Annotated in this window: 20 protein-coding genes; 5 read left to right on the top strand and 15 right to left on the bottom strand. The window is 43.9% G+C overall.

Annotated elements, in window-relative coordinates; all coding sequences use genetic code 11:
• The first annotated feature begins 280 nt into the window (after nucleotides 1–280).
• Nucleotides 281–1855, top strand: a complete 1575-nt coding sequence (locus tag A2W93_12975; protein ID OFY54693.1) for an L-aspartate oxidase — start codon at nucleotides 281–283, stop codon at nucleotides 1853–1855.
• A gap of 70 nt (nucleotides 1856–1925) precedes the next feature.
• On the opposite strand, the gene A2W93_12970 is transcribed toward A2W93_12975, so the two are convergent.
• From A2W93_12970 to A2W93_12940, 7 genes are all read right to left on the bottom strand, one after another.
• Nucleotides 1926–2651 carry a hypothetical protein gene (locus tag A2W93_12970; protein OFY54692.1) on the bottom strand — a complete coding sequence of 242 codons (726 nt, stop codon included), beginning with the start codon at nucleotides 2649–2651 and terminating at the stop codon, nucleotides 1926–1928.
• A gap of 18 nt (nucleotides 2652–2669) precedes the next feature.
• The gene (locus A2W93_12965; protein ID OFY54691.1) at nucleotides 2670–3095 is read right to left on the bottom strand and encodes a hypothetical protein; all 426 of its coding nucleotides are present in this window, start codon (nucleotides 3093–3095) and stop codon (nucleotides 2670–2672) included.
• A gap of 10 nt (nucleotides 3096–3105) precedes the next feature.
• The gene (locus A2W93_12960; protein ID OFY54690.1) at nucleotides 3106–3831 is read right to left on the bottom strand and encodes a biopolymer transporter ExbB; all 726 of its coding nucleotides are present in this window, start codon (nucleotides 3829–3831) and stop codon (nucleotides 3106–3108) included.
• 131 nt (nucleotides 3832–3962) lie between these two features.
• A complete protein-coding gene (locus A2W93_12955; protein ID OFY54689.1) occupies nucleotides 3963–5036 on the bottom strand; it encodes an anhydro-N-acetylmuramic acid kinase in 1074 nt (357 codons plus the stop codon).
• A complete protein-coding gene (locus A2W93_12950) occupies nucleotides 5036–6322 on the bottom strand; it encodes a hypothetical protein (protein ID OFY54688.1) in 1287 nt (428 codons plus the stop codon). The genes A2W93_12955 and A2W93_12950 overlap by 1 nt, the downstream gene beginning before the upstream one ends.
• A 52-nt stretch (nucleotides 6323–6374) precedes the next feature.
• Entirely contained in the window at nucleotides 6375–7850 is a 1476-nt protein-coding gene (locus A2W93_12945; GenBank protein ID OFY54687.1) for a gliding motility lipoprotein GldJ, read from the bottom strand.
• 60 nt (nucleotides 7851–7910) lie between these two features.
• On the bottom strand, nucleotides 7911–8909 hold the full coding sequence (locus tag A2W93_12940) for a hypothetical protein (GenBank protein ID OFY54686.1): 999 nt from the start codon (nucleotides 8907–8909) through the stop codon (nucleotides 7911–7913).
• A gap of 230 nt (nucleotides 8910–9139) precedes the next feature.
• On the opposite strand from A2W93_12940, the gene A2W93_12935 reads away from it, so the two are divergent.
• The 3 genes from A2W93_12935 to A2W93_12925 are packed head-to-tail and all read left to right on the top strand — an operon-like array spanning nucleotide 9140 to nucleotide 14695.
• The gene (locus A2W93_12935; protein ID OFY54685.1) at nucleotides 9140–12955 is read left to right on the top strand and encodes a hypothetical protein; all 3816 of its coding nucleotides are present in this window, start codon (nucleotides 9140–9142) and stop codon (nucleotides 12953–12955) included.
• A 42-nt stretch (nucleotides 12956–12997) separates the two neighbouring features.
• On the top strand, nucleotides 12998–14209 hold the full coding sequence (locus A2W93_12930) for a hypothetical protein (protein OFY54684.1): 1212 nt from the start codon (nucleotides 12998–13000) through the stop codon (nucleotides 14207–14209).
• Between the two features lie 3 nt (nucleotides 14210–14212).
• The gene (locus tag A2W93_12925) at nucleotides 14213–14695 is read left to right on the top strand and encodes a 2-C-methyl-D-erythritol 2,4-cyclodiphosphate synthase (protein ID OFY54683.1); all 483 of its coding nucleotides are present in this window, start codon (nucleotides 14213–14215) and stop codon (nucleotides 14693–14695) included.
• A gap of 83 nt (nucleotides 14696–14778) precedes the next feature.
• Here A2W93_12925 and A2W93_12920 read toward each other — a convergent pair whose 3' ends face one another.
• From A2W93_12920 to A2W93_12885, 8 genes are all read right to left on the bottom strand, one after another.
• Nucleotides 14779–15396, bottom strand: a complete 618-nt coding sequence (locus tag A2W93_12920; GenBank protein OFY54682.1) for a hypothetical protein — start codon at nucleotides 15394–15396, stop codon at nucleotides 14779–14781.
• 24 nt (nucleotides 15397–15420) lie between these two features.
• The gene (locus A2W93_12915) at nucleotides 15421–15933 is read right to left on the bottom strand and encodes a hypothetical protein (protein OFY54681.1); all 513 of its coding nucleotides are present in this window, start codon (nucleotides 15931–15933) and stop codon (nucleotides 15421–15423) included.
• A 5-nt stretch (nucleotides 15934–15938) separates the two neighbouring features.
• Nucleotides 15939–16397: a hypothetical protein gene (locus A2W93_12910; GenBank protein ID OFY54680.1), complete on the bottom strand. Its 459-nt coding sequence runs from the start codon at nucleotides 16395–16397 to the stop codon at nucleotides 15939–15941.
• Complete coding sequence (locus A2W93_12905) at nucleotides 16384–16974, bottom strand: hypothetical protein (GenBank protein OFY54679.1); 591 nt, start codon at nucleotides 16972–16974, stop codon at nucleotides 16384–16386. Before A2W93_12905 ends, A2W93_12910 begins: the two co-directional genes overlap by 14 nt.
• Before the next feature lie 48 nt (nucleotides 16975–17022).
• A complete protein-coding gene (locus tag A2W93_12900; protein ID OFY54678.1) occupies nucleotides 17023–18435 on the bottom strand; it encodes a hypothetical protein in 1413 nt (470 codons plus the stop codon).
• Nucleotides 18436–18450: 15 nt separating this feature from the next.
• Entirely contained in the window at nucleotides 18451–19287 is an 837-nt protein-coding gene (locus tag A2W93_12895) for a hypothetical protein (GenBank protein ID OFY54677.1), read from the bottom strand.
• Nucleotides 19288–19355: 68 nt separating this feature from the next.
• Nucleotides 19356–21029 carry an energy-dependent translational throttle protein EttA gene (locus tag A2W93_12890; GenBank protein ID OFY54676.1) on the bottom strand — a complete coding sequence of 558 codons (1674 nt, stop codon included), beginning with the start codon at nucleotides 21027–21029 and terminating at the stop codon, nucleotides 19356–19358.
• Nucleotides 21030–21048: 19 nt separating this feature from the next.
• Nucleotides 21049–21894: a hypothetical protein gene (locus A2W93_12885; GenBank protein OFY54675.1), complete on the bottom strand. Its 846-nt coding sequence runs from the start codon at nucleotides 21892–21894 to the stop codon at nucleotides 21049–21051.
• 132 nt (nucleotides 21895–22026) lie between these two features.
• Here A2W93_12885 and A2W93_12880 point away from each other — a divergent pair, with 132 nt between their 5' ends.
• Nucleotides 22027–23151, top strand: a complete 1125-nt coding sequence (locus A2W93_12880; protein OFY54674.1) for a peptide transporter — start codon at nucleotides 22027–22029, stop codon at nucleotides 23149–23151.
• Nucleotides 23152–23174: the final 23 nt, after the last annotated feature.

The raw sequence follows: 23174 nt of genomic DNA, 5'->3' as shown, positions 1-23174 counted from the left end.
TTTAGTTCACCTCTATTCCTCCGGTTAATTGAATCCGAATTTTGAAATACTTCTACGAATTTGCGTTGAAATGTATTCGGGGGCAAATCTAAAGGATACTCTGTGTGTACTCCTTTAAACTCTGTGTAACAAAGGTTGTAAAGGCAGGGCATTGTATGCTTGAAGACGGCATCGGATGAGCTAATCAGAAGTATGTGCAGTTATTTAAATGCGTTGATCCGGCGCATTTATTTGGTTCTTTCAGAATTTGTAAATTTGTATATTATCAACATCTGAACAGATGAAGCAATACTGCGATTTTCTGATCATCGGCAGTGGCATCGCCGGTCTTACATATGCACTGAAAGTGGCGCCTTATGGCAAGGTTGTCATTCTTACAAAATCAGCTTTGGATGAAACCGCCACTCATTATGCACAGGGAGGAATTGCAGGCGTGATGTATGGCCCTGACTCGTACGAAAAACATATTCGCGACACCATTATTGCTGGCGCAGGACTCAACAATGAAAATGTTGTCCGATTCACTATCGAAGAAAGCACTGAACGAATCATAGAGATGATAAATTTTGGAACACAGTTCGACAAGAATACCGACGGTGAATATGATCTGGCCAGAGAAGGAGGCCACAGTGAAAAAAGAATATTTCATTATAAGGATCGTACCGGAGCCGAGATCCAGCGCGCGCTTACACAACAGATTCGCGAGCATCCAAATATTACCGTGCTTGAGAATTATTTCACGATTGAAATAATAACGGAGCATCATTTGGGAAAAAACGTCACCAAGAAATCCGAGAATATTACTTGCTTTGGAGCCTATGTTTTAAATCCGGAAACCGGGAAAGTCGATACTTATATTTCGAAAATCACACTGATTGCTACCGGTGGCAGCGGTAATGTTTATGGGGTTACTACTAACCCGGAAGTGGCTACCGGAGACGGAGTCGCTATGGTGTACCGTGCCAAGGGCGCTGTGGAAAATATGGAATTTGTACAGTTTCATCCAACGGCTTTTTATTATCCAACCGAAAAACCTGCATTTCTTATAACTGAGGCTCTGCGCGGTGCCGGAGCAATTCTGAAGACCTACGACGGCAAGGAATTTATGCAGAAATACGACGCACGTCAGTCGCTGGCGCCTCGAGATATTGTTGCCCGTGCCATCGATAATGAAATGAAAGTCAGTGGTGCCGATCATTTATACCTGGATGCACGGCATCTCGGAAAGAAAATGTTGCTGGATCATTTCCCAACAATTTTTGCGCATTGTCTGAGCAAAGGCGTTGATATTTCGCGCGACATGATTCCGGTAGTGCCTGCAGCCCACTATCAGTGCGGCGGAATAAAGGTTGATGAATCTGGTCGCAATAATATTAAAAATTTGTACGCGACTGGTGAAGTGTCTTGCACTGGCTTGCATGGAGCAAACCGACTTGCTTCCAATTCATTGCTTGAGGCTGCCGTATTCAGTCATCGGGCTGCTATGGATGCCATCGAAGCAGTTAAACATATTGAGTATAACAACGAAATCCCTGTCTGGGATGCTGAAGGAACTGCGCTGAACGAGGAAATGGTGCTCATCACACAAACACGAAAAGAGCTTAATTCCATCATGGGTAGCTATGTCGGAATTGTGCGCTCCAATCTTCGCTTAAAACGCGCATTAGACCGCCTGAAAATCCTGTATGAAGAAACAGAAGACCTGTATAAAAAATCGGTTGTAACAAAAGAAATCTGCGAACTTCGCAATATGATTTCAGTTGGATATCTGATCATCAAAATGGCGCTGGAACGTAAAGAGAGCAGGGGGTTGCATTATTCGCTCGATTATCCTCCCAAAGAAAGTGGAAAGTAGAAAGTATGTAAAGTTTATAAAGCCGCTTCAGTACGATGATTGAAGTGCCTTTATACTTTATGAACTGTGATTAATTCAGCTTTATAAAGGTATAAGTAATTGTACCTTTCTGCACTTCAGGAGCGCTTTCATTTGTAGAAAATTTTGCCTGAAGAGCTGCATTTTTTGCGGCGGTCCACAATGAAGGATTTGAAACGGTTGTACCAATGGCGCCGGGTTCTGCACGTGTTACTTTTCCTTCACGATCGACCCAAATTGTCACGACTACTTTTCCCTGATCATCTTCGGTGTATTTGGGCGTAGGAATGCTTTTGGCACCACGTCCCTTCAGTGAATAGCCGGGACCGCTTCCGGGGCCAGTGCCAGGGCCATCGCCGGGGCCTACGCCTGTGCCGGATCCTGTTCCTGTGCCAGATCCTGTTCCGCTTCCAGTGCCAGTTCCGGTACCGTTTCCTTGCCCCCAGCTGAAATTACTGATGCGGTTATCCACTTTTGGTCTATCATTGGTGGTTGTGTTTTGCTGACCTGCGTTATAATTTACATTTTCTACATCCTGTGTGATTACATCATCATTGGTTTCTCCAACATTGTCGCTTGACATTTCTTCATAAAATTCCTGATCGAAATATTCATCTGATCCGCCGCCACCGCCGCCAGCATTGGTTTCAATCACTACTCCTTCTTCTTCGGGAAGAGGTAGCGGAGTTCGGAAAGCGAACAGAAAAAGCAAAACAACAATGCCACCGCAGAATGCCAATGTCAACAATGCCGATGATATTTTTCTTTTCGATTTCATGATTGTGTTTATTAGCTGTTACAGTTTGTCTTCGGGTCTTGTAGCCAGAATTACTTTATGCTTGGTTCCCTTTTCCTTGTTGATTGAGTTTACTACATCGATAACGTTTACTGCAAACTGAATTGGCACTGTAGCGTCGGAACGTAGAACTACAGATGCTTCTGTTTGCCCGTCGAGCCTTGATTTAATTCCTTCACGAAGTCCTGCTGCATCGAGAATGACCTGGTCGATGGAATATTGAAACTGATCATCAATGTAGACATTTACCGCTTTTTTTTCAACCGGAACTCGTTCGCTGGTGCTGCTTGGAAGCAGTAATTTTATTGCGTTCGGACTAACTAAAGTCGATGTCAGCATGAAGAATATCAGCAACAGAAACACCAGGTCCGACATGGATGCTGAATTGAAATCTGTTGATCGTTTATTTCTTGTTTTGATATTCATAAGTGTTGTTTTATGCCGGTTCGTTCAGAATATCCATAAATTCGGTAGAACGTGCTTCGAGGATATAAACGATTTTTTCAACGCGTGCAACAATAACGTTGTAGGCCAGTGTGGCAAGAATACCCACGATTAAACCGGCAACGGTTGTTACCATTGCTTCGTAAATGCCTCCCGAAAGCAATGCAATATCAAGGTTGTTTCCTGATTTTGAAAGGTCGTAAAATGCTGTGATCATACCGGTTACTGTTCCTAAAAACCCAATCATTGGCCCGACTCCGGAAATTGTTGACAAGAATGCGATGCTTTTTTCCAGTCGCGCAACTTGAAGTTTTCCTTCATTTTCGATGGCCGAGGTGATGTCATTTAATGGTCGTCCAATACGTGAAATTCCTTTTTCAATCATGCGTGCCATCGGGGTCGGATTACTCAGGCACATGGCCTTTGCCTGATCAATTTTTCCTTCAGTGATGAAGTGCTTAATATTGGCCATGAATCCGCTGTCTTCTTTCGCGGCTTTGCTGGTTGCTATGTATCGGTCAAAGAAAATATAAACGGCAATGATGAGCAGTAATGCAATGGGAATCATTACAGGGCCACCTTTTAGAGCCAGATCCCAAAATGAAAGAGTGTCGTATTGCTGACTTGCAGTTTCAACGGTCTTTTGTACTGTATCGGCGGTGGCTGCTGCAACCGAATCTCCGCCCTTAACAATCTGAAGAAGAATATTCGAAAACATAGTGAGTGATTTTGAAGTAAAAGTACCTTGTATTAGCTTTCAGGATTTTTACAACCAATGTTTATTGTCAACAGCGGCATGTTAATTAAAACGCTGAAGAAATGAAAAATATTTCACTACGTTAAAAATTTTTACGGTATGAAAACCGCACCGGCGCTGATTGCTTTACTGGCGCCAGTTGCAGAAGGGATTGTGTTGGGTTTTTTATTCAGCCGCAGCCAGCCCATAAACGCAAAAATCAGTGCTTCTTTAAAATCAATGGTCGTTTCATCAGGAATGATCATGCGCTCTTGCAGTGATTCCTTGATAGTGTCAGCGAGAAAATTATTTTTGATTCCACCTCCTGTAAACAGCACTGATTTATTTTCGCCGCAGGCTCGGACTATCTGCCCTGCCGCATGTAGTGCTAATGTACATAGAATATCATTCGTGTTTTTAATGCCGCTGTTTTCAATCATTGGCAGGAATTCTGTTTCCACCCATTCCCTTCCAAGCGACTTGGGATGACTGGCCGAATAATAGGGAAGGGCATCGAGTTTGGCAAGCAGGTGTTTATCGGCTGTCCCGCTGGCAGCCAACGCTCCGGAACGGTCATATTCGTGGCCAAGCTTGTGTGCAAAATGATTCAAAACAATATTGACCGGACAAATATCGTAAGCAATTCGTTCATTATTCAAGCGCATTGAAATATTTGCGAAACCGCCCAGATTCACAAGTGCATCAAAATCAGTGAACAGCAATTCATCGCCGATCGGCACCAGTGGCGCGCCTTGTCCTCCCAGTGCTACGTCGCTGCTCCGGAAATCACAGACCACCGGCAATCCGGTTTCTGCAGCGATGGCAGCGCCATGTCCTGCCTGATACGTCATGCCTTGGACAGGTTCATGAAAAATGGTGTGTCCATGCGAAGCAACAAATAAGGGCGTTTCGCCCATGGCCATCAGATATCCTGAAAGTAATTGCCCGTAATATTTTCCTAGCTTCCGGTCTGCGATGACCAGCTCTGAACCACTCATACCAGGCATTTCCAGAATCAACGACTTCACTTCGTCCACATACGGAAATGTGACCGCATCATCAATTCTGTATTCCCATTTATTATTATTGAATCGAAACGAACAAATGGCAATGTCAATGCCATCAAGCGAAGTGCCCGACATCATTCCCACGCCTGTATTCCATTCATAAATATTGAATTTTTCCATCAGAAAATATCTTTAAGTGCATCAACGCCAATCCCGCGCGAACCTTTGAGCAGAATGGTGAATTTGCTGGTCACGTTTTTTGTTAGTGCCGTTCGGGCCTCTGCTGCGTCATTGAAGAACAGAAAAGCCGGAAATTCATTTCTGAATTTACTGAAACAAGGTCCAATCAGAATTGCCGAAGTGAACCTGAGTTCTGTAAGTAGCTCAAGAATTGCACGATGCTCTGTGTTGCTGTAGGAGCCAAGTTCAAGCATGTCGCCCAAAATCGGAAGTTTTTTTTCTGTTCGTAACTGCGCGAAATTATTGAGTGCTACAGCCATGCTTGATGGATTGGCGTTGTATGCATCCAGAATCAAATGGTTTCTATCCGTTTCGACCCATTGTGATCGCATGTTTGAAGGAGTGTATTCCGACAGTTTTTTGCTCAGCAATTCCGGATCTGCGCCGAAATACAACCCTATTGACACAGCTGCAAGCAGATTGGGCAAATTGTAATAACCAGTGAGTTTGGTTTCGGTGAAATATTTTTTATTATTCCAGCTCCAGTGGCAGCGCAGATGTGGATTCCCATCACTTACCGTTGTGGCAACAAGACTTTTTGTACCAAATAGAATTCTGTCATATCCTTCGGAAAGTGAGATCAGAAACAGATCATCTTCATTTGCAAAGATTTTTCCGTTGTGTTCTTTAATGTATTTGTATAACTCTGATTTTGTTTTCACAACACCTTCAAAGCTGCCAAATCCGTCGAGGTGTGCCCGCCCGATGTTTGTAATTATTCCAAAGTCGGGACGTGCAATGTTGCACAGAAACTCAATTTCACCCGGATGATTGGCCCCCATTTCGACAATGGCAAAATTCGCATCATCTTTTATAGATAAGAGTGTGAGCGGAACGCCGATATGATTATTGAGATTCCCCTGAGTCGAATACACGGTCCCTGCGGTTGAAAGAGCTTCCCGAATGAGTTCCTTGGTTGTGGTTTTCCCGTTTGTACCGGTAATACCAATGACCACTGCTTTCAGCAGATTACGTCTGATTACTGCTGCTTCCTGTAAGGTGTTGAGAGAATCGGTCGTGTAGAAACAGGCCGGATTATCAATGAATGCTGGATTCTGTGTCACAACAAGCGCCGCGCCGGCGTCAATGGCCTGCTGCACGAATTCATTGGCGTCGAAAGTGTCTCCTTTCAACGCAAAGAAGACCATACCCGGTCTAAGAGTGCGGGTGTCGGTAGAAATACCTGCCGACGTCCTGATTTTTTGATAGAGTTGATTTATATCCATAAAAAAACCCCCATGGGTTAGATGGGGGTAAAGTTAAGTATTTTTCGATTTATTAAAATCCGATTGGGCTACCCACACGAATCATGGCGCAACGGAATCCGATAAAATCGGTAGAGAGTTCCTGATCGAGGTAGCGGCGAGTTCCCGGGCTGAGCCAGTATGCACGGTCTTTCCATGATCCACCTTTGTAAACGCGGGCGGTGTTGTTGACCATAGATGATTTTGAATATTCGTACATCAGCTTGTTTTCGTATTCGCCTTCTTTCATCATGTCATCGCCATAATAAATAGAGGATGAATAGTCGCCGTCAAGGAAATTGCGGTTATCGGAGTAACGATAGTTGCGGCGATTAGCAGCTTCTTCCTGATTGACAGGTCTCCACTGGATACGTCCGAGGCTATCTTTTTCTGCAATCAGACCTTCTTCGTCCGTAACCTTGGTTTTGAACTCGTTACCACGGAATGAACGGAAGTCGTCGAAATCTTCGTATGAAAGTGGACGATAAACGTCGAGTACCCATTCAGCCACGTTACCGGACATATTATAAAGTCCGTAGTCGTTTGGCCAGTATGAATAAACGGGTGCTGTGATATCGGCGGCATCGTTGAGATTGCCGGCAACACCCATGTTGTCTCCGCGGCCACGTTTGAAGTTGGCTACGAATTCGCCCATGTTTTTGTAATAATCGGTGCGGAGCAGGTGACCGTTCCACGGATAGATTCTGCGCTCAATAACGCGCTCAAACAGCGTGTTTCCGATGAGTCCAAGAGCGGCAAATTCCCATTCTGCTTCGGTTGGGAGTCTGTACTTCGGCAGCATGATACCGTCTTCCATACGAACTTTACGTGTTCCTGAGCCGTTGGGATTAAGATCGTAGAGGTCATTTTTAACGACACCTTCGAATTGGCCGGCCAGATACGCATCGGTATTGAAGTTCTCTTCGTTTTGCTGGTTGGGGTCAATTTTAAGGATGCCTTCACGAATCATGATATATTCGTTAACGCGGTCGGTTCTCCATTCGCAATAGCGATTGGCTTGTACCCAGCTAACACCTACCACAGGATAGAACGCATATGCCGGATGGCGGAGATAATACTCCACGTAGGGCTCGTTATAGCCGAGGCGTGAGCGCCATACAAGAGTGTCAGGCAAAGCCTGATCAATTACTTCGGGATAATCAACGCCGAAAACGCGTGACAGCCAGTAAAGATACTCGCGATAATCAACGTTTGAAACTTCGGCCATATCCATATAAAAGGATGACACAGTTACACGGCGTGGAATATTATCCCATTTGTATGGAACTTCCTGTTCGGTGCGGCCCATAACAAAGGTCCCGCCTTCGATCAGGATGAGACCGGGGCCTGTTTCCTGTTGATCGTAAGGGACAACTTCGAAGCCACCCCATTTAGGATCGTTGTAATACCACGCTGTGGTACGAGACCGCTCTTTGTAGCATGAAGACAGCGACAGAGAGATTAGCCCCAGAACGAGAAACCCTTTTAAAATCCTGTTTTTATTGAGCATGTTCGTGAAATTTTCGGTTCAATATTATTTAATAACTAAAAACACCTGCCTGTTATTGTGTTAGAATGACGGACATGTGATAGGTCTTACCCTTTTTTGCTTTGGTGAACATTCAAACTGAAGGGTCAAAGAAAATTCATGGGCACCACCAGAAGCATTGGTCAGTTTTGAAACAGTCAGGTCGTAGCTGTAACCAAATTTGAATGTTGGCTGAACAAATCCGAGCAACACAATGACTGCATCTGGATTGTCAAGACTCTGACGAAACCAGGTACCAACAACAAATGGATATTTATTCAGATAGCAACCGTAGTTGAATTGCTCAAACTGCCCCTGTTTCTGAAACATGATGTTAGGAGAAAGACTGGTTTCTTCAACCGTACGTTTGCGGCTATTGTCACCTTCGATGCTGATGATGGCTCCTGCATGTGCAGTCCATTTGAGCGGCAATTCTGAATAACTTATGAATCCTTCATTTGGTGTGGTAAGGTGATGAGCAGCGACACCGGCAAAGAATCGTTCACTGTATAACACGAGTCCAGTACCAAAATCTGCTACAGTTTTGGTCAGGCCGTCTTCGGGATAAACTTCATTGGTGTTGAAAACAAATCCATGGCGCGGATCAATCTGATCCGGGAATGTGAGTTTTGTCCAGTCAAGGTTTTTCTGCAGGAACGTAGCCTGAATACCGGCTTTGAGAGACAATTTTCGGTTCAGATCGAGTTTGTAGGAATAAATTCCGCTGGCCATGGTCGTGCTCAGCGTTCCTTCTCCTGCGCGGTCAACGTTGACCAAAACACCGATTCCGCCTGAAAGGGCGTCTACATGCTGGTCATACGACGCATTGTAGGTGACATATTGACCGGAAATACCAGGCCATTGGTTTCTGTAATTCAAAATCATGCGCGGACAGATGGGAGCACCTGCCATAGCCGGATTAAGATACAACGGATTGGCGTAGTATTGCGAAAAATGTGGATCCTGGGCCTTTACTTCCCATATCGACATAACAGCAATTACTGCTGTAGTTAATATTATCCGCGTAAAACGTCCTGTCATGGATGTAGAATTTAATGACAAAAATATAAATACTTTTCAGAAAAACACCAACTTTGGTCTGAAAATTTTATACTTGGTTTTTCTCTGAAAGGTTACAAAGATAAGAGAATTTATTAATCCGTTTTGACTTTTTGCAAATATTCCTTTCAAATTTATATTTTAACGTTGTTGGGACAATAATTCCAGTGGATTGTTGTTATTTTGCCGATACTTACCTGAATTTCTCAAATATGCGATTTCTGAGTTTCTCTATATTAATGATTTTCAGCGTGTTGCTAAATGCGCAGCAAAATCGCTTTTCGGAACCGAAGAGGAGCGAAACGGCTTTGTTCCCTTTCTCTAACACGGTGTTGACGGATTTCGATAAAATACCGTGTTTTGTAGAGAATGTGAAAATTTCTTCAGCTCAAAACTCATTTCAGCCTACATTAAATAATATAGTTGTCGAAAAAATCGACGCATCGGTTTTACCTGCAGAAATTATTGCTGATATCCCTGAAAATTTTTCTGTCAGAACCAGAACCTCCGAAATAAGAAAAACATTATACACCAGCGTTTTTATTGGTTGTCTCCGTAAAAACAAATCGACTGGCGAAATTGAGCGTCTGGTGAGTTATCAACTGGACGGTCAGGAAGTGTCCGGCAAAACAGATACGCCTTCATCGAAAAGAACGTATGCTTCGGCCTCGATCCTGGAAAGCGGAACCTGGTTTAAAATAAATACTTCGCAGGCGGGCATTCATAAAATCAGCTACGAAAACCTCGAGGATTGGGGCATTGACGTCTCATCCATTAATTCTGCCAATATTCGTTTGTTCAACAATGGACCGAGAATGCTCCCGGAGAATAATGCTGAAGCCAGATATGACGACCTTGTAGAAAATGCCATTTTTGTCAATGACGGTTCTGACGGAACTTTTGATCCGGGCGATTATTTTCTGTTTTACACCGAAGGGATACTTTACTGGACTCAGGAATCGGGAGACTCCTTTGTTCACGATTACAATCTTTTCAATGATAAAAACGTCTGTTTTCTCACTTTTGACAATGGCCCGGGATTGCGCATCGGCACAATTGCTTCGGTGACAGACCCAGCCACGCACAACGTATCGAACTTTCTGGATTTCTCTGCATATGAGCAAAATCAATACAATCTGATAAAAAGCGGCAAAAACTGGTTTGGCGATGTATTCGAATCGACCTCATTATCAAAGAACTATACTTTTTCGTTTGCTAATGTCTGTACCGATTCGCTCGTGACTGTCCGCACAGTAATGGCTGGCCGCTCTTCCAGTGCTAGCTATTTCACCATTTCGTCAGGATCGCATGTTGATACAGCAGTTATTGCATCAACCTCTGGCTACACCAGTGATTATGCAAAAACAGGTAGTTCTTTTTTATCGTTTTTCCCGGCTTCGCCATCTGTTCCGGTAACGATTTCTTATTATCAGAATGGAAATGCCGAAGCCATGGGCTGGCTTGATTATGTTGAAGTTTCATCATGGCGCAATCTGACCTTTGCAGGAAACCAGATGGTTTTCAGAAATCCGAACATAAGTGGTGCTGGAAATATTGCCGAATATTCGGTTGCAAATGCCGACAATTCACTTCAGATATGGGACATCAGCAATCCGCTGAAACCGGCCCTGGTTGAGGGAAACCTTGCCTCGGGCTCTTATTCGTTCCGGATTCCGAACGATTCACTGAAACAGTTCATTGCTTATAATGGTGTTCTTTTTCATACACCGGCTTATGTCGGAACAGTTGATAATCAGAATCTACATGCACTTACACAAACAGATTATTTAATCGTCACGTATCCGACTTTCCGTTCACAGGCCGCTTCGATAGGGCAATTGCATGAGCAGAAGGAAGGGTATAGTTATCTGGTGGTTTCTCCGGAAGAAATTTACAACGAATTTTCCGGAGGCAAGCAAGATCCGTCAGCAATTCGCGACTTTGTGAAAATGTTTTACGATCGCGCGTTTTCGCCGGACGAAATGCCAAAATTTCTTTTATTGCTGGGAGACGCATCGTACGATTACAAAAACAGAATCACCGACAACAACAATCTGGTTCCGACTTTTGAATCATTGAATTCTTTTTCACCACCTGATTCGTATGCTTCCGACGATTACTTTGGTCTGTTGGATGACAACGAAGGATATGATTGCAATGGCAGTCTTGATATTGCAATTGGCCGTTTGCCAGTAAACTCAACCGAGGAAGCCGATGCTGTTGTTGCCAAGCTCCGGAAATACACCTCGGAAATCAAAATTGTATCCTCCGGAAACGATTGCTCAGAAGGGGCCTGCATTGTTTCAAACATGGCCGACTGGCGCAATCAGATTTGCTTTGTAGCTGACGACGGAGACAATAATTCGCATTTTGATCAGGCAGATGGAATTGCTGAAAGACTTGACACAGTGAATGATTTTCTGAACATAGACAAGGTTTATCTGGATGCATATAAACAAGTCAGTACAACGGGTGGAGAACGATGCCCGGAAGCGAACGATGCGATCCGGCAGCGGGTTGAAAAAGGAGCACTGATTGTTAACTACACCGGTCATGGTGGTGAAGTCGGGTGGACTTTGGAAAGAATTCTCGATGTGCCGACCATTCAGGGCTGGACCAATGGCTGCAATATGCCTGTGTTTATTACGGCCACCTGCGAATTCAGCCGATTCGATGACCCAGGCAGGACTTCTGCAGGCGAATATGTTTTTCTGAATCCCAATGGAGGTGGTATTTCCTTGATTACGACAACGCGTCTTTCTTATTCAGGCCAAAACAATGCTTTTAACAATTCGTTCTACAACGTGGCATTCGACATAAGCAGTGGACGCTACCTATCCTTGGGCGAATTGACAGCTTATTCGAAAACAGAAAATGGCTCAGTACTGCAATTGCGAAATTTCATGCTGATGGGCGATCCGGCACTAACGATGTCGATACCGGAAAATCAGGTGATAACAACGGAAATAAACGGCACGAGTGTATCCGGCTTCAATGATACCATTTCGGCATTGAAACATGTGACCATCAAAGGTTACATTGCAGATCCTGCAGGAGTGAAAATGACTGATTTCAATGGCACATTGTATCCGACTGTGTATGACAAATCCATTGAACTGAAAACGCTTGCCAACGATCCGGCCGTAAATCATGTAGCACCGTTTATGCTCCAGAAGAGTGTTATTTACAAAGGGAAAGCAAGCATAATCAATGGTGATTTCAGCTTTTCGTTCATTGTACCCAAGGATATTCAATATTCATACGGAAACGGAAGAATAAGCTATTATGCTGAGAATGGCAGCATCGACGCTACCGGCTGGTATGAAGATTTCATTATCGGTGGCAGCTCGGATACAATTCTTGATGATAACGCAGGCCCGGAGATCAATTTGTTTCTCAATTCCGAACTCTTTGTGAGCGGTGGAACTACCAACGAGAACCCGGTGATTCTGGCCAACCTGAGCGATGAGAGCGGTATAAATACGGTTGGCACCGGAATCGGCCATGATATTACAGCCACACTCGATGGCAATTCTGCTGAGTCTGTTTTACTCAACGACTATTACGAAGCAGAGAAAGACAGTTATACCAATGGCACAGTGCGATATCCGTTCAAATCTCTTTCGGAAGGGCCGCACACAATTGTACTGAAAGCCTGGGATATTCTCAATAACTCTTCTGAGGCCAGCATTGAATTCATTGTTTCATCATCGGCCGGACTGGCCCTGACACATGTTCTGAATTATCCCAACCCGTTCACTACGCAAACAGAATTCTGGTTTGAGCACAATCAGCCTTGCTGTGGACTCGATGTTCAGATTCAGGTTTTCACCATAACCGGAAAACTTGTAAAAACGATTGCGCGCAACGTAAACACCAATGGTTTTCGCGCAGATCCGATTGAATGGGATGGTAAAGACGACTATGGTTCACCGCTTGCCCGGGGGGTGTATATTTATCGTCTGCGCGTGAAGAATTCTGATGGCCAGTATGCCGAGAAGTCGGAAAAGCTGGTAATTTTGAAGTAAATAATAAATTGTAATTTTGCAAACCCAAATAACAGATTTTGTATGAAGTTCCTCGTTTCAATATTTTCTTTGGTAGTGCTGCTGGCTTCGGCCAATAGCGCTTGGTCGCAATCGAGTCAGGACCTTACTGAACAGGCATACGGCATAAACACTATCACAACTGCAGTTCCTTTTCTCCTGATTGCTCCCGACGCCAGAGGTGGCGCCATGGGTGATGCCGGTGCAGGAACCTCTCCTGATGTTTATTCCATGCATTACAATCCGGCAAAATATGCCTTCATTGATAAAAACGTTGGGTTCTCTGTTTCTTACAGTCCCTGGCTTAGTCAGCTGGTCAATGATATTAGCTTGGGTTATCTCACCGGTTACAAAAAACTCGACGATGACCAGGTTATTGCCGGCTCTTTGCGTTATTTCTCTCTTGGAAACATTGTTTTCACCGACAATGTTGGAACAGAAATCGGGCAGTTCAGTCCAAACGAATTTGCCGTTGATGCAGCATATAGCCGTAAGTTTTCGGATTATATCAGTGGTGCTATTGCACTGAGATATATCTATTCAAATCTTACGGGAGGCATTTTTGTAAACGGAGCACAGTCAAAACCCGGACAATCTATTGCAACAGACATTGCTTTTTTCTACCAAAAAGAAATTGAATTGGGCAAAACACCTGCTGTTCTTGCGTTTGGTGCCGACATTTCAAACATTGGTGCAAAAATTACTTATACCGAAAATCAGGACCGCTCGTTTATTCCGATCAATATGCGTCTTGGGCCTTCACTCACATTAGACCTTGACGATTATAACCAGCTGATGTTTACTTTCGATTTCAACAAACTGCTTGTGCCTACACCGCCCATCTACGCTGAGGATTCAGCTGGTCAGCCCATCAAGGATGTGAATGGTGATTATATCATAGCCGATGGTAAAGATCCAAAACGATCCATTGTAAGCGGCATGTTTGGCTCATTTTCAGACGCGCCAGGAGGTTTTAAGGAAGAAATGCAGGAGCTCAGTTTTTGTTTGGGTACAGAATACTGGTACGATCAGCAGTTTGCACTTCGCGCTGGATTTTTCTACGAGCATCCCAACAAGGGAAACCGTAAATATATTACGCTGGGAGCGGGCTTACGCTACAATGTGTTTGGTCTCGATTTCTCCTATCTGATTCCATTGGAGCAGCGCAATCCGCTTGAAAACACACTTCGTTTTACGCTGGTTTTCAATTTCGATAAAGTAAGCAACGCCAACTAAATAATGGAAATCCGCCAGGGAATTGGTTATGACCTTCACCGTACGGTGCCCGGACGACCATTGATTATTGGCGGAGTCAATATCCCTTCTGATTTTGGATTATCCGGACACAGCGATGCCGATGTGTTAATTCATGCTTTGTGTGATGCGCTGCTTGGCGCTCTGGCACTGGGCGACATAGGTTCGCATTTTCCCGATACCGATCCCGCATATAAGGGAATTGACAGCATGATTCTGCTGAAAAAAACAATGGAACTTGTTTCTGCAGCGGGATATAAAATCATTAATATCGACGCAGTCGTTGTTGCAGAGCGGCCAAAGCTGATGCCTTTCAAAATGCAGATGGCCGAAAATATTGCTGCTGCGCTGAATACGGACCGCACACATGTATCGGTGAAAGCCAAAACCAACGAAGGTGTCGATGCCGTAGGACGTGGCGAAGCAATATCTGCGCAGGTGGTGGTGCTGTTGTTTAAAAACCCTTGAAGGGTTTCAAACCCTTCAAGGGTTGTGAATAAATAAAAAAGCCCTCCAAAAGGAAGGCCTTTAAAATAATATTGAAAGCGGAATTATTTTCCTGAACAACCGCCTTGTCCGTGCTGCATTCCTTTGCCTGATCCGCTGCATCCGGCAGCTTTCTGTCCATCAGGGCAGCATGAACTATTTGGCTTACCAGCTTTGTCCTGGCATCCAGCACCCATCATTTGGCCATGGCCGCCATGAAAGTTGCCTTGTCCCTGACCATTTTTTCCGCCACAATTGTCGCCACCTTTAGCAGCATGCATATCAAAAGCAAGTTGTTGCTCAGGTGTCAGAATTGCTCTGACAGCCATTTTATGATCAAACTGCGCTTTATCCATAGTTGCTTTCAGAGCTACAATTTCGTCAATAAGTTTATAAGCTTCCTCTTTATTAATCTTGTCACCTGTTGAAACAACAATCAGCTGAGCTTTTTTGGCCTGAATCTGATTGTGGAAATCTAATTTCTTTTTCTGAAATGCAAGTTTCATCGGTTCCATTTGTTTCATCTGCTCGTCGGTGAGATTAGGAATGCAGCTGCATCCACCTGCTTTGTGCATTTGCTGACCTTCGCCGCAACCTGCTTTGGGTTGTCCCTGCTGCGCCTGAGCTGTGCTGAATGTGATTGCAAAAACTGCAATAACCGCCATTAAAAAAATCTGTTTCATGTGTGTGTTTTTATTTGTTTTAGTTTAATTGCAATGTCGTTTTTTATCCTTATGCATCGTTTTTCCCATGGGCATCATGGCGTGAGAATGAATGCTCAAAAGTGAATCGAATTGCACCGGATCGAGGAAACTCTTCATATAAAGAATATGATCTACACCTTCGCGCTGAACAATGGCTTCCTGTTCCGAAATTTTCGCAATGCAGGAATTTATTACAGCTGAATCGGGAGTTGATTTATCCATTTCTTCAAATAGCTTTGTGCGAAGTGAACGAAGCGAATCAAACACCGGATCAATTTTTTCGTGGTGTGTTTTGCGCTGAGCCATATATTTTTCGGCCTGTTCCGGATTCATGTTCAGTTTTTCCACCATCCGGTTTTCGCATTGTTTTGTTTTGCTGCAATCACTATCTGGTTTATGATGGAACGGGCGCATCTCCGGCGCTGCAGGTCTGATGAGCCATAGCGTGATGAGCGCTGTTGTTGAGATGGTGCTGATTATCGCCAGAATCCAGATTATGGTGTTTTTGTTTTTCATATATATTATTCTTCGTTTTCAGTAAGAAATGAACGATACATTATTTCAGTTGTTTCGGCCATGTAGAGCGTGTCATTTTCAGTGCTTAAATAGGAATATTCCTGATTCTGCTCCGATTGCATACGTGCGTCATAGGCGACACTTCCTATTAATAGTCCGCAAACAATGGCAGCAGCTGCTGATGATAATTTTATCCACATCGGAATTGCTTTTGTCTGACGGGCTGCGTTGAAAACAAAATGTCCGATTGCGGCAGCCAATCCCTGTTCCGGGCCTTCGTTGCTCAGTAATTCATGTGCGTTTTCAACACTGTTGTAAACCAGTAAATAATAATTTCTGCACTGTGGGCATGTCGTCATGTGTTCCTGCAAGAGTGTTTGTTGCTCTTCCGGAATAATTCCCAGGTCAATTATATGGTTGAAATCGTAGCAGTTCATTTTGTTTGAATGTTCATTTGACATCATTTGATTTCAAAACTTGCGTTCCCTGATAATTATTTTTGTAATAATCCCCGAGCAACTTCCGGAGATTGGCTTTGGATCTGAAAATAAGCGATTCAACAGCACTCAGCGAAGTGTTTAATATTTCGGCAATTTCATTGTAACTCATTCCATCGTGGTTGAATAAAAGAAAAGCTGAGCGTTGATTTTCCGGCAGCTGATCAAGTGCTGTATTAAGTAGTATGCGCAGCTCTTTGTTCTCCAATGGTTTGTCGGCAGCAAAATGTGCGGAAGCAGTAATGCCAGCGACACTTTCGTTTTCGCGATCAATGCTGATGGATTGAAATTTCGACTTATTTTTTTTTATAAGATTGAGCGAGCGGTTGACGGTAATTCTGTATAACCAGGTTTTAATATTGGCATCTTCTCTGAAATCGCCGATATTTCTGAATGCTTCGAGATACACTTCCTGTGAAATATCCTTTGCATCGTCGCGGCTTGAAGTGAATTTCAGGGCCAGTTTGAAAACATCGCTGTGTGTAGAATCAATGAGCTCCTGAAAAGCCCGCTGATCACCCTTCTTTAGTAAAGCAATGTCCATAACCAGATTTGTGTATTTAGACAATTTTGTCGCTTGTTTATTGCGCTGCTACGAAAATTCCCTGTGATGCAGTGACAGTCTTATATTTTCACCATATTTTTCTTCAAGCAATCGCGCCATACTCTCTGCACAGTAGACTGAACGGTGCTGACCGCCTGTACACCCAAAGGCGACAGATAGATGTTTGAATTTTCTTTCAAGATAATTATTTACTGAAAGCTGCACCAGATCAGAACAAGCGTTCAAAAATCCGGCAACTTCCTGTTTTTCCAGGAGCCAATCAGCAACGTCTTTATCTTTGCCGGTGCGGGTTTTAAATTGTTCTTCGCGTCCGGGATTCGGTAGTGCGCGGCAATCAAAAATAAATCCGCCTCCATGATCGGGACTTCCCGAAGGATATCCTTTACGATACGAGAAACTCGAAACATCGACATGAAGAACGCCGTTTTCAAGTTCAGGTGAGTCATTATTATAGAATTCTTCAGCAATGTGTGTCCACATTTTTAATAATTCCGGAAATTCATTTCCAAAGCCAATGACTCCGAGTAAATACTTGATGTTAGCTGCTGCAAGTGGCACTGACTGCAGGAAATGCGATTTTTTTTCATAATAGCCACGGTAGCCATATGCACCAAACGCCTGCATGATGCGGAGCATTACGAAATGATAATAGTATTTTTGAAATTGCTCGCTATGCTCAGGATGTTGTTGAGTCAGTTTTTTGTTGTAATAATCAAAAATTTGTTTTCGGAAATCGTTGCTGAGATTGGCTTTGGCATCGTAAAGAAGCGAGGCAAGGTCGTATTGAAGTGGCCCGCGCCGTCCACCCTGAAAATCAACGAAAGCCAGATCATCGGCGGCAGTCATTATGTTGCGTGACTGAAAATCGCGGTACATAAAAAATCCGGAAGGGACTTCGTTCAATGCATTGCAGAAAGCAGAAAAATCTTGTTCCAGTTTTTGCTCGTCGAATGGAACATTGGCGAGTTTCAGGAAATAGTATTTGAAATAATTCAGATCCCACATCATGCTGGTGCGGTCAAAACGGTCGCGCGGAAAGCAAAGTGAGTAATCGGGGGACAGGCAGAATTGAAATTTCAAAAGATAATCGACTGCACGCTGGTAATAATGCAGGACTTTTTCATTGCTATGTCCGTTTTTAGAAAGGAAATCATATAATGTTTCGTTGCCCAGATCGGATTGAAAATACAATTGCCCATCGCTGTGTTCATGCAGGATTTCAGGCACCGGTAATCCCTGTGAGCCGAAGTGTTTTGCAAAAGAAATAAATGCTTTATTCTCGCGTATTTCTGCATTTTCGGCGGCCAGAACAGTTTTGCCGTCGCTGAATGTTATCCGAAAATATCGCCTGCTGGAGCCGGATGCAGGAAGCATGAAAACGTTGGAAACAGGAATCTGGAATGCTTCTTCGGCAATCCGGTGGAGTGAATCAGGGTACATGAAAAGCGCTTGAAATTAATTGGATGTTTTATCGTCGGGATGAATGCTGAGAACCGGGACCGGACTGTTGTTAACGAGTTGCTGAGCCATTTCACCAAGCATGATATTGGATGCACGATTCTGTTGTTCAGTCATTATTATCAGTAAATCGGCATCGTTTTTTTCAATCACTGAAAGAACATCACTGGTGATATTGACTATGATTTTTTCCACAACGCTGACCTTGATTTTTTCTTTAAGGAGTTTGGCGGAAATGTCGTCGGCAATATCATCTACTTTTTTCTTCAGCAGCGGAACATTGGTTGAGTATAGCTTCATCAGAATAATCTCTGCATTGAATGCTTTTGCTACTTCGATGGCGAAGGGTACTTTCATTTCTGTTTCAGCGGTCCGGTCGATGGGTACAACAATTTTACGGATTGCATTGGACACTAAAAAATCCTGACGCAGCGTAAATGCGGGGCAGGGAGCAATGGAAACCACCCGGTTGGCATTGGATCCAATCCATAATTCCTCAAACCCACTGATGCCATGGGTTCCGATGACCACAAAGCGGCATTTGTTCAGTTTGGCATAGGCCGCAATTTCATCATACACTTTGCCTGTGCGGATTTTATATTGAATATTGTCTTTTCCGACAAGCGGTGTGTATTCTTCAATAAGTTCTGCAAAGCGCTTATGAACACCCTCGCGGAAGTTTTCGCCATCAATGTACACGCTGTCCGGATTAAAAGGTTTATCAACCCACAGCATAGTGATTTTGCATTTAAAACCCCTGGCGAGGAGTGACGCGTATTTGAGTGCATTGAGAGCCCCTTTTGAAAAATCGATTCCGACAACTATTTCATTCATGACCTTTAATTTTATTGCAAGTTAGTCAATTTGTATTATAAAAAGCAACTTTTAACCCGTAAATATTGTTAAACAGAAAGCTTTTTGTATTTGAATCTTACAGGTGAGTCCCCCTGTCGTTTTTTGCGGTTTTCCTCGTATTCGCTAAAGCTACCTTCGAAAAACACCACAGATGAATCGCCTTCGAAAGCCATTATATGTGTGCATATACGATCGAGAAACCATCGGTCGTGACTGATAACCATAGCGCAGCCAGCAAAGGAATCTATGCCTTCTTCGAGTGCCCGCAGGGTGTTGATGTCAATGTCGTTTGATGGCTCATCGAGCAAAAGTACATTGGCTTCTTCTTTAAGTGCCAGTGCCAGATGCAGGCGGTTGCGCTCACCTCCTGAAAGTACTCCGCATTTCTTTTCCTGATCGGGCCCGTTGAAGTTGAACCTGCTCACATAAGCCCGGGCATTGATTTCGCGGCCGCCGACACGAATGGTGTCAACTCCGTTGCTGAGAGCCTGATATACGGTTTTATCAGGATCAATCGAGGCATGCGACTGGTCAACATAACCCAGTTTTACTGTTTCACCAACAACAAAAGTACCTGTGTCGGTTTTATCAAGACCCATAATAAGTCTGAATAATGTTGTTTTACCTGCGCCGTTGGGGCCGATGATGCCAACAATGGCGTTTGGCGGAACAGCAAAACTCAGATTTTCGAACAGTAATTTATTGTCAAAAGCTTTGCTGATATTACTGGCTTCAATCACCTGGCTTCCAAGTCTTGGACCGTCGGGAATGAACAACTCCAGTTTTGATTCTTTTTCCTTTACATCCTGGCTCAACAGTTTTTCGTAGGCGTTCAGACGTGCTTTTCCTTTGGCGTGACGGGCCGATGGTGCCATGCGAATCCATTCAAGTTCGCGCTCCAAAGTTTTGCGTCGTTTCGATTCGGTTTTTTCTTCCTGCGCCAGTCGCGCAGATTTCTGCTCGAGCCAGCTGCTGTAGTTTCCTTTCCATGGGATGCCTTCGCCGCGATCGAGCTCGAGAATCCAGCCGGCTACATTGTCCAGAAAATAACGGTCGTGGGTAACAGCAATGACAGTTCCCTGATAATCCTGCAAATGTTTTTCGAGCCACTGAACCGATTCGGCATCAAGGTGGTTGGTGGGCTCATCGAGTAGCAGGATGTCGGGTTTTTGCAACAGCAGCCTCACCAGCGCAACACGTCGGCGCTCTCCACCGCTGAGATTTTTCACAAACTGATCCGATGGCGGACAGTTGAGCGCATCCATGGCTCGTTCCAGACGCGAGTCGAGCTCCCATGCGTCGTTTTGTTCAATAAGTTCAGTAAGCTCTCCCTGACGGACGATGAGGGCATTCATTTCATCGTCGCTCATGGGTTCAGAAAATTTATTATTGACGTCTTCGTATTCTTTCAGAATATCGACCACCGGTTGAACGGCTTCTTCAACAATTTGCTTTACGGTTTTGTCATCGTCGAGATGTGGCTCCTGATCAAGCATTCCGATGGAATATCCCGGAGAAAAAACCACATCGCCTTCGGTGGGCGCTTCAGTGCCGGCAATGATTTTCAGCAATGATGATTTACCACTTCCATTGAGACCCAAAACGCCAATTTTGGCTCCGTAGAAGAATGAAAGGTAAATGTTTTTGAGTACTTGCTTCTGGGGTGGATAAATTTTATTCACACCCACCATGGAGAAAATGATTTTTTTGTCGTCGCTCATAAAAATATTCTGAGAAAAATTAATTGATTGATTTGAAATCGGCTGACGAAAATCCATCATCTTTTCCACTGCCGATGGTTGTCATGTCGTAATACAGCGGGCAGCCGTCGGCTGCTGAAATCAGAAATTTCATGCACCATTTTCCGCCGCTGTTTCCGGGTGCAATCTGGTGGAGAAAAACAACATTGCTTTTGCCTTCATGTATGGCCGAACGTATTTCTTCGGGGCTCACAAATTTCACGCTGCCCGAATAGAATTTGCTGATTTTATCCGTAGTATTTACGTCCGCTGCCATGTCGCTCTCAAGCAGCCATAGCTCTTTTCCGGCGATCTTCGATTTGTTTGATTTTACCACAGTTTTTATGTCAGACCCCGGATTTTCAATATTGTATTTGATGTAATACTGAAAGAATCGAAGCATCCCGGCGAGTTTATACAGGTATTCAGTTTCGTTGTCGTCTTCTTCCGAAACATAGCTCAGTGGCGCGCTGCCAAGGTCGGGCATCGAATTCATATTGGCACTTCCGGCATTAGATCCGAGTGTGATATTCAGCAGATTCCATGTAGCGGTTTTATCACCTTCTTCTTTGAAAATTTCGGAAAGGAAAATGAACGAATTTTTTTTGTCTTTACTGAGTGTTTCAAACTCAGCGGGAGAAATGATTTTGTAGGGTGTGATTTTCCAGACTTTCGCCATATCCTCTGTCATGTAGCTGTCGAACGAACTGAATGGGTCATCGTATCTGACAAGATAGGTTGTGCTTTCCTTGAAACGGTTGAACTGCTCGGCTGTTGCAACAGGAATATCCTGTGCCGAAACGATCATGCTGAGCACCACGAGACTGAATGTTATCAGGGTTTTCATAATGTGGTTTTATGGGGTTAAAGGTACTAAAAATAATGATTGAGGAGAGCCATTTCGGAGTATAAAGGGAACTCAAAACCAATTATTACTGTTATAACGAATTATATATCTTTGTCATTGTTATCTGAAATAATGAAACGCAAGTTAATCAAAACTATTCTGGGCTACATCGCATTGAGCTACATCGTTCTGATGGCTCTGGTTGCGGTATTTGGCTATTTCATTATTCCCGATGCAACAAGCAACGCTAATAGCCAGCATGTTGAAATTGCTTTGCAGAAGCCGGGTTTCGAATGTAAGTTCCTTGAAATTCCAATGCCGGCGGCAGAAAAAGTTTCTTTCTTGGAAAAGCTGCTTGGGGGCGAACCTATGTCGGTGAGCAGCAAAGCCATTTTTAGCTATTATTTCAGAAAAGATAGTTTGTACATCGAAACCTACACAGGTCTGAATCCAAACGAAGGGTTGACTGAAGTTTATGACTGCCGGCAGCTGCAAAATGCGTGGACGGCTCAGAACGGCGATTTGGCGGTGGCTTCAGGAATTGAGCTGGAGAAGTTTATTGTCTCCAACATGATTGTTAAAAAGAAATTCTTACTTGGCACCGATCGTTTCGGACGCGACTATTTGAGTCGCATTGTTCTGGGATCGCGCGTTAGCATTACCGTTGGTCTGGTTGCGGTTTTCATAGCATTAATTATTGGAATTACGCTTGGAGCCATTGCCGGATTTTATGGCGGAATTATCGATCGCTTTTTAGTCTGGCTTTTCAGTGTTGTGTGGTCGCTGCCGACGATTCTGCTTGTGATTGCTGTTACATTCGCATTGGGCAAAGGTTTCTGGCAGATTTTTGTTGCCATTGGAGTTACATTCTGGGTCGATATTGCGCGTGTTGTGCGTGGTCAGGTGATGTCGATCAAAGAACGTGATTACATAGAAGCCGCAACAGCACTTGGAATAAGAAAAAGGAAAATAATTTTTCGTCATATATTGCCGGGCATTCGTGGACCAGTGATTGTGCTGGCTGCATCTTCGTTTTCATCGGCGATTATGACTGAGGCCGGGCTCAGTTTTCTTGGAATTGGAGTCCAACCACCGGTAGCAACCTGGGGTGGAATGGTGAAAGAATACTATAGTCATTTGGTGCTCGATAGCGCTTACCTTGCATTGTTGCCCGGTTTGGCAATAGTTCTGGCGGTAATGGCGTTTATGATTATTGGGAATGAATTACGTGACAATCTGGATGTGAAAAATGCATAATTTTGAATGGTGAAAAAAGTCTT

Source organism: Bacteroidetes bacterium GWF2_43_63, assembly GCA_001769275.1.
Classification (GTDB): Bacteria; Bacteroidota; Bacteroidia; order Bacteroidales; family DTU049; genus GWF2-43-63.
This window is presented reverse-complemented; position numbering and strand designations above follow the sequence as displayed.

Coding starts and splice junctions, on each gene's coding strand:
- A2W93_12975 (OFY54693.1), top strand. CDS start 281: ATGAAGCAATACTGCGATTTTCTGATCATCGGCAGTGGCATCGCCGGT.
- A2W93_12970 (OFY54692.1), bottom strand. CDS start 2,651: ATGAAATCGAAAAGAAAAATATCATCGGCATTGTTGACATTGGCATTC.
- A2W93_12965 (OFY54691.1), bottom strand. CDS start 3,095: ATGAATATCAAAACAAGAAATAAACGATCAACAGATTTCAATTCAGCA.
- A2W93_12960 (OFY54690.1), bottom strand. CDS start 3,831: ATGTTTTCGAATATTCTTCTTCAGATTGTTAAGGGCGGAGATTCGGTT.
- A2W93_12955 (OFY54689.1), bottom strand. CDS start 5,036: ATGGAAAAATTCAATATTTATGAATGGAATACAGGCGTGGGAATGATG.
- A2W93_12950 (OFY54688.1), bottom strand. CDS start 6,322: ATGGATATAAATCAACTCTATCAAAAAATCAGGACGTCGGCAGGTATT.
- A2W93_12945 (OFY54687.1), bottom strand. CDS start 7,850: ATGCTCAATAAAAACAGGATTTTAAAAGGGTTTCTCGTTCTGGGGCTA.
- A2W93_12940 (OFY54686.1), bottom strand. CDS start 8,909: ATGACAGGACGTTTTACGCGGATAATATTAACTACAGCAGTAATTGCT.
- A2W93_12935 (OFY54685.1), top strand. CDS start 9,140: ATGCGATTTCTGAGTTTCTCTATATTAATGATTTTCAGCGTGTTGCTA.
- A2W93_12930 (OFY54684.1), top strand. CDS start 12,998: ATGAAGTTCCTCGTTTCAATATTTTCTTTGGTAGTGCTGCTGGCTTCG.
- A2W93_12925 (OFY54683.1), top strand. CDS start 14,213: ATGGAAATCCGCCAGGGAATTGGTTATGACCTTCACCGTACGGTGCCC.
- A2W93_12920 (OFY54682.1), bottom strand. CDS start 15,396: ATGAAACAGATTTTTTTAATGGCGGTTATTGCAGTTTTTGCAATCACA.
- A2W93_12915 (OFY54681.1), bottom strand. CDS start 15,933: ATGAAAAACAAAAACACCATAATCTGGATTCTGGCGATAATCAGCACC.
- A2W93_12910 (OFY54680.1), bottom strand. CDS start 16,397: ATGATGTCAAATGAACATTCAAACAAAATGAACTGCTACGATTTCAAC.
- A2W93_12905 (OFY54679.1), bottom strand. CDS start 16,974: ATGGACATTGCTTTACTAAAGAAGGGTGATCAGCGGGCTTTTCAGGAG.
- A2W93_12900 (OFY54678.1), bottom strand. CDS start 18,435: ATGTACCCTGATTCACTCCACCGGATTGCCGAAGAAGCATTCCAGATT.
- A2W93_12895 (OFY54677.1), bottom strand. CDS start 19,287: ATGAATGAAATAGTTGTCGGAATCGATTTTTCAAAAGGGGCTCTCAAT.
- A2W93_12890 (OFY54676.1), bottom strand. CDS start 21,029: ATGAGCGACGACAAAAAAATCATTTTCTCCATGGTGGGTGTGAATAAA.
- A2W93_12885 (OFY54675.1), bottom strand. CDS start 21,894: ATGAAAACCCTGATAACATTCAGTCTCGTGGTGCTCAGCATGATCGTT.
- A2W93_12880 (OFY54674.1), top strand. CDS start 22,027: ATGAAACGCAAGTTAATCAAAACTATTCTGGGCTACATCGCATTGAGC.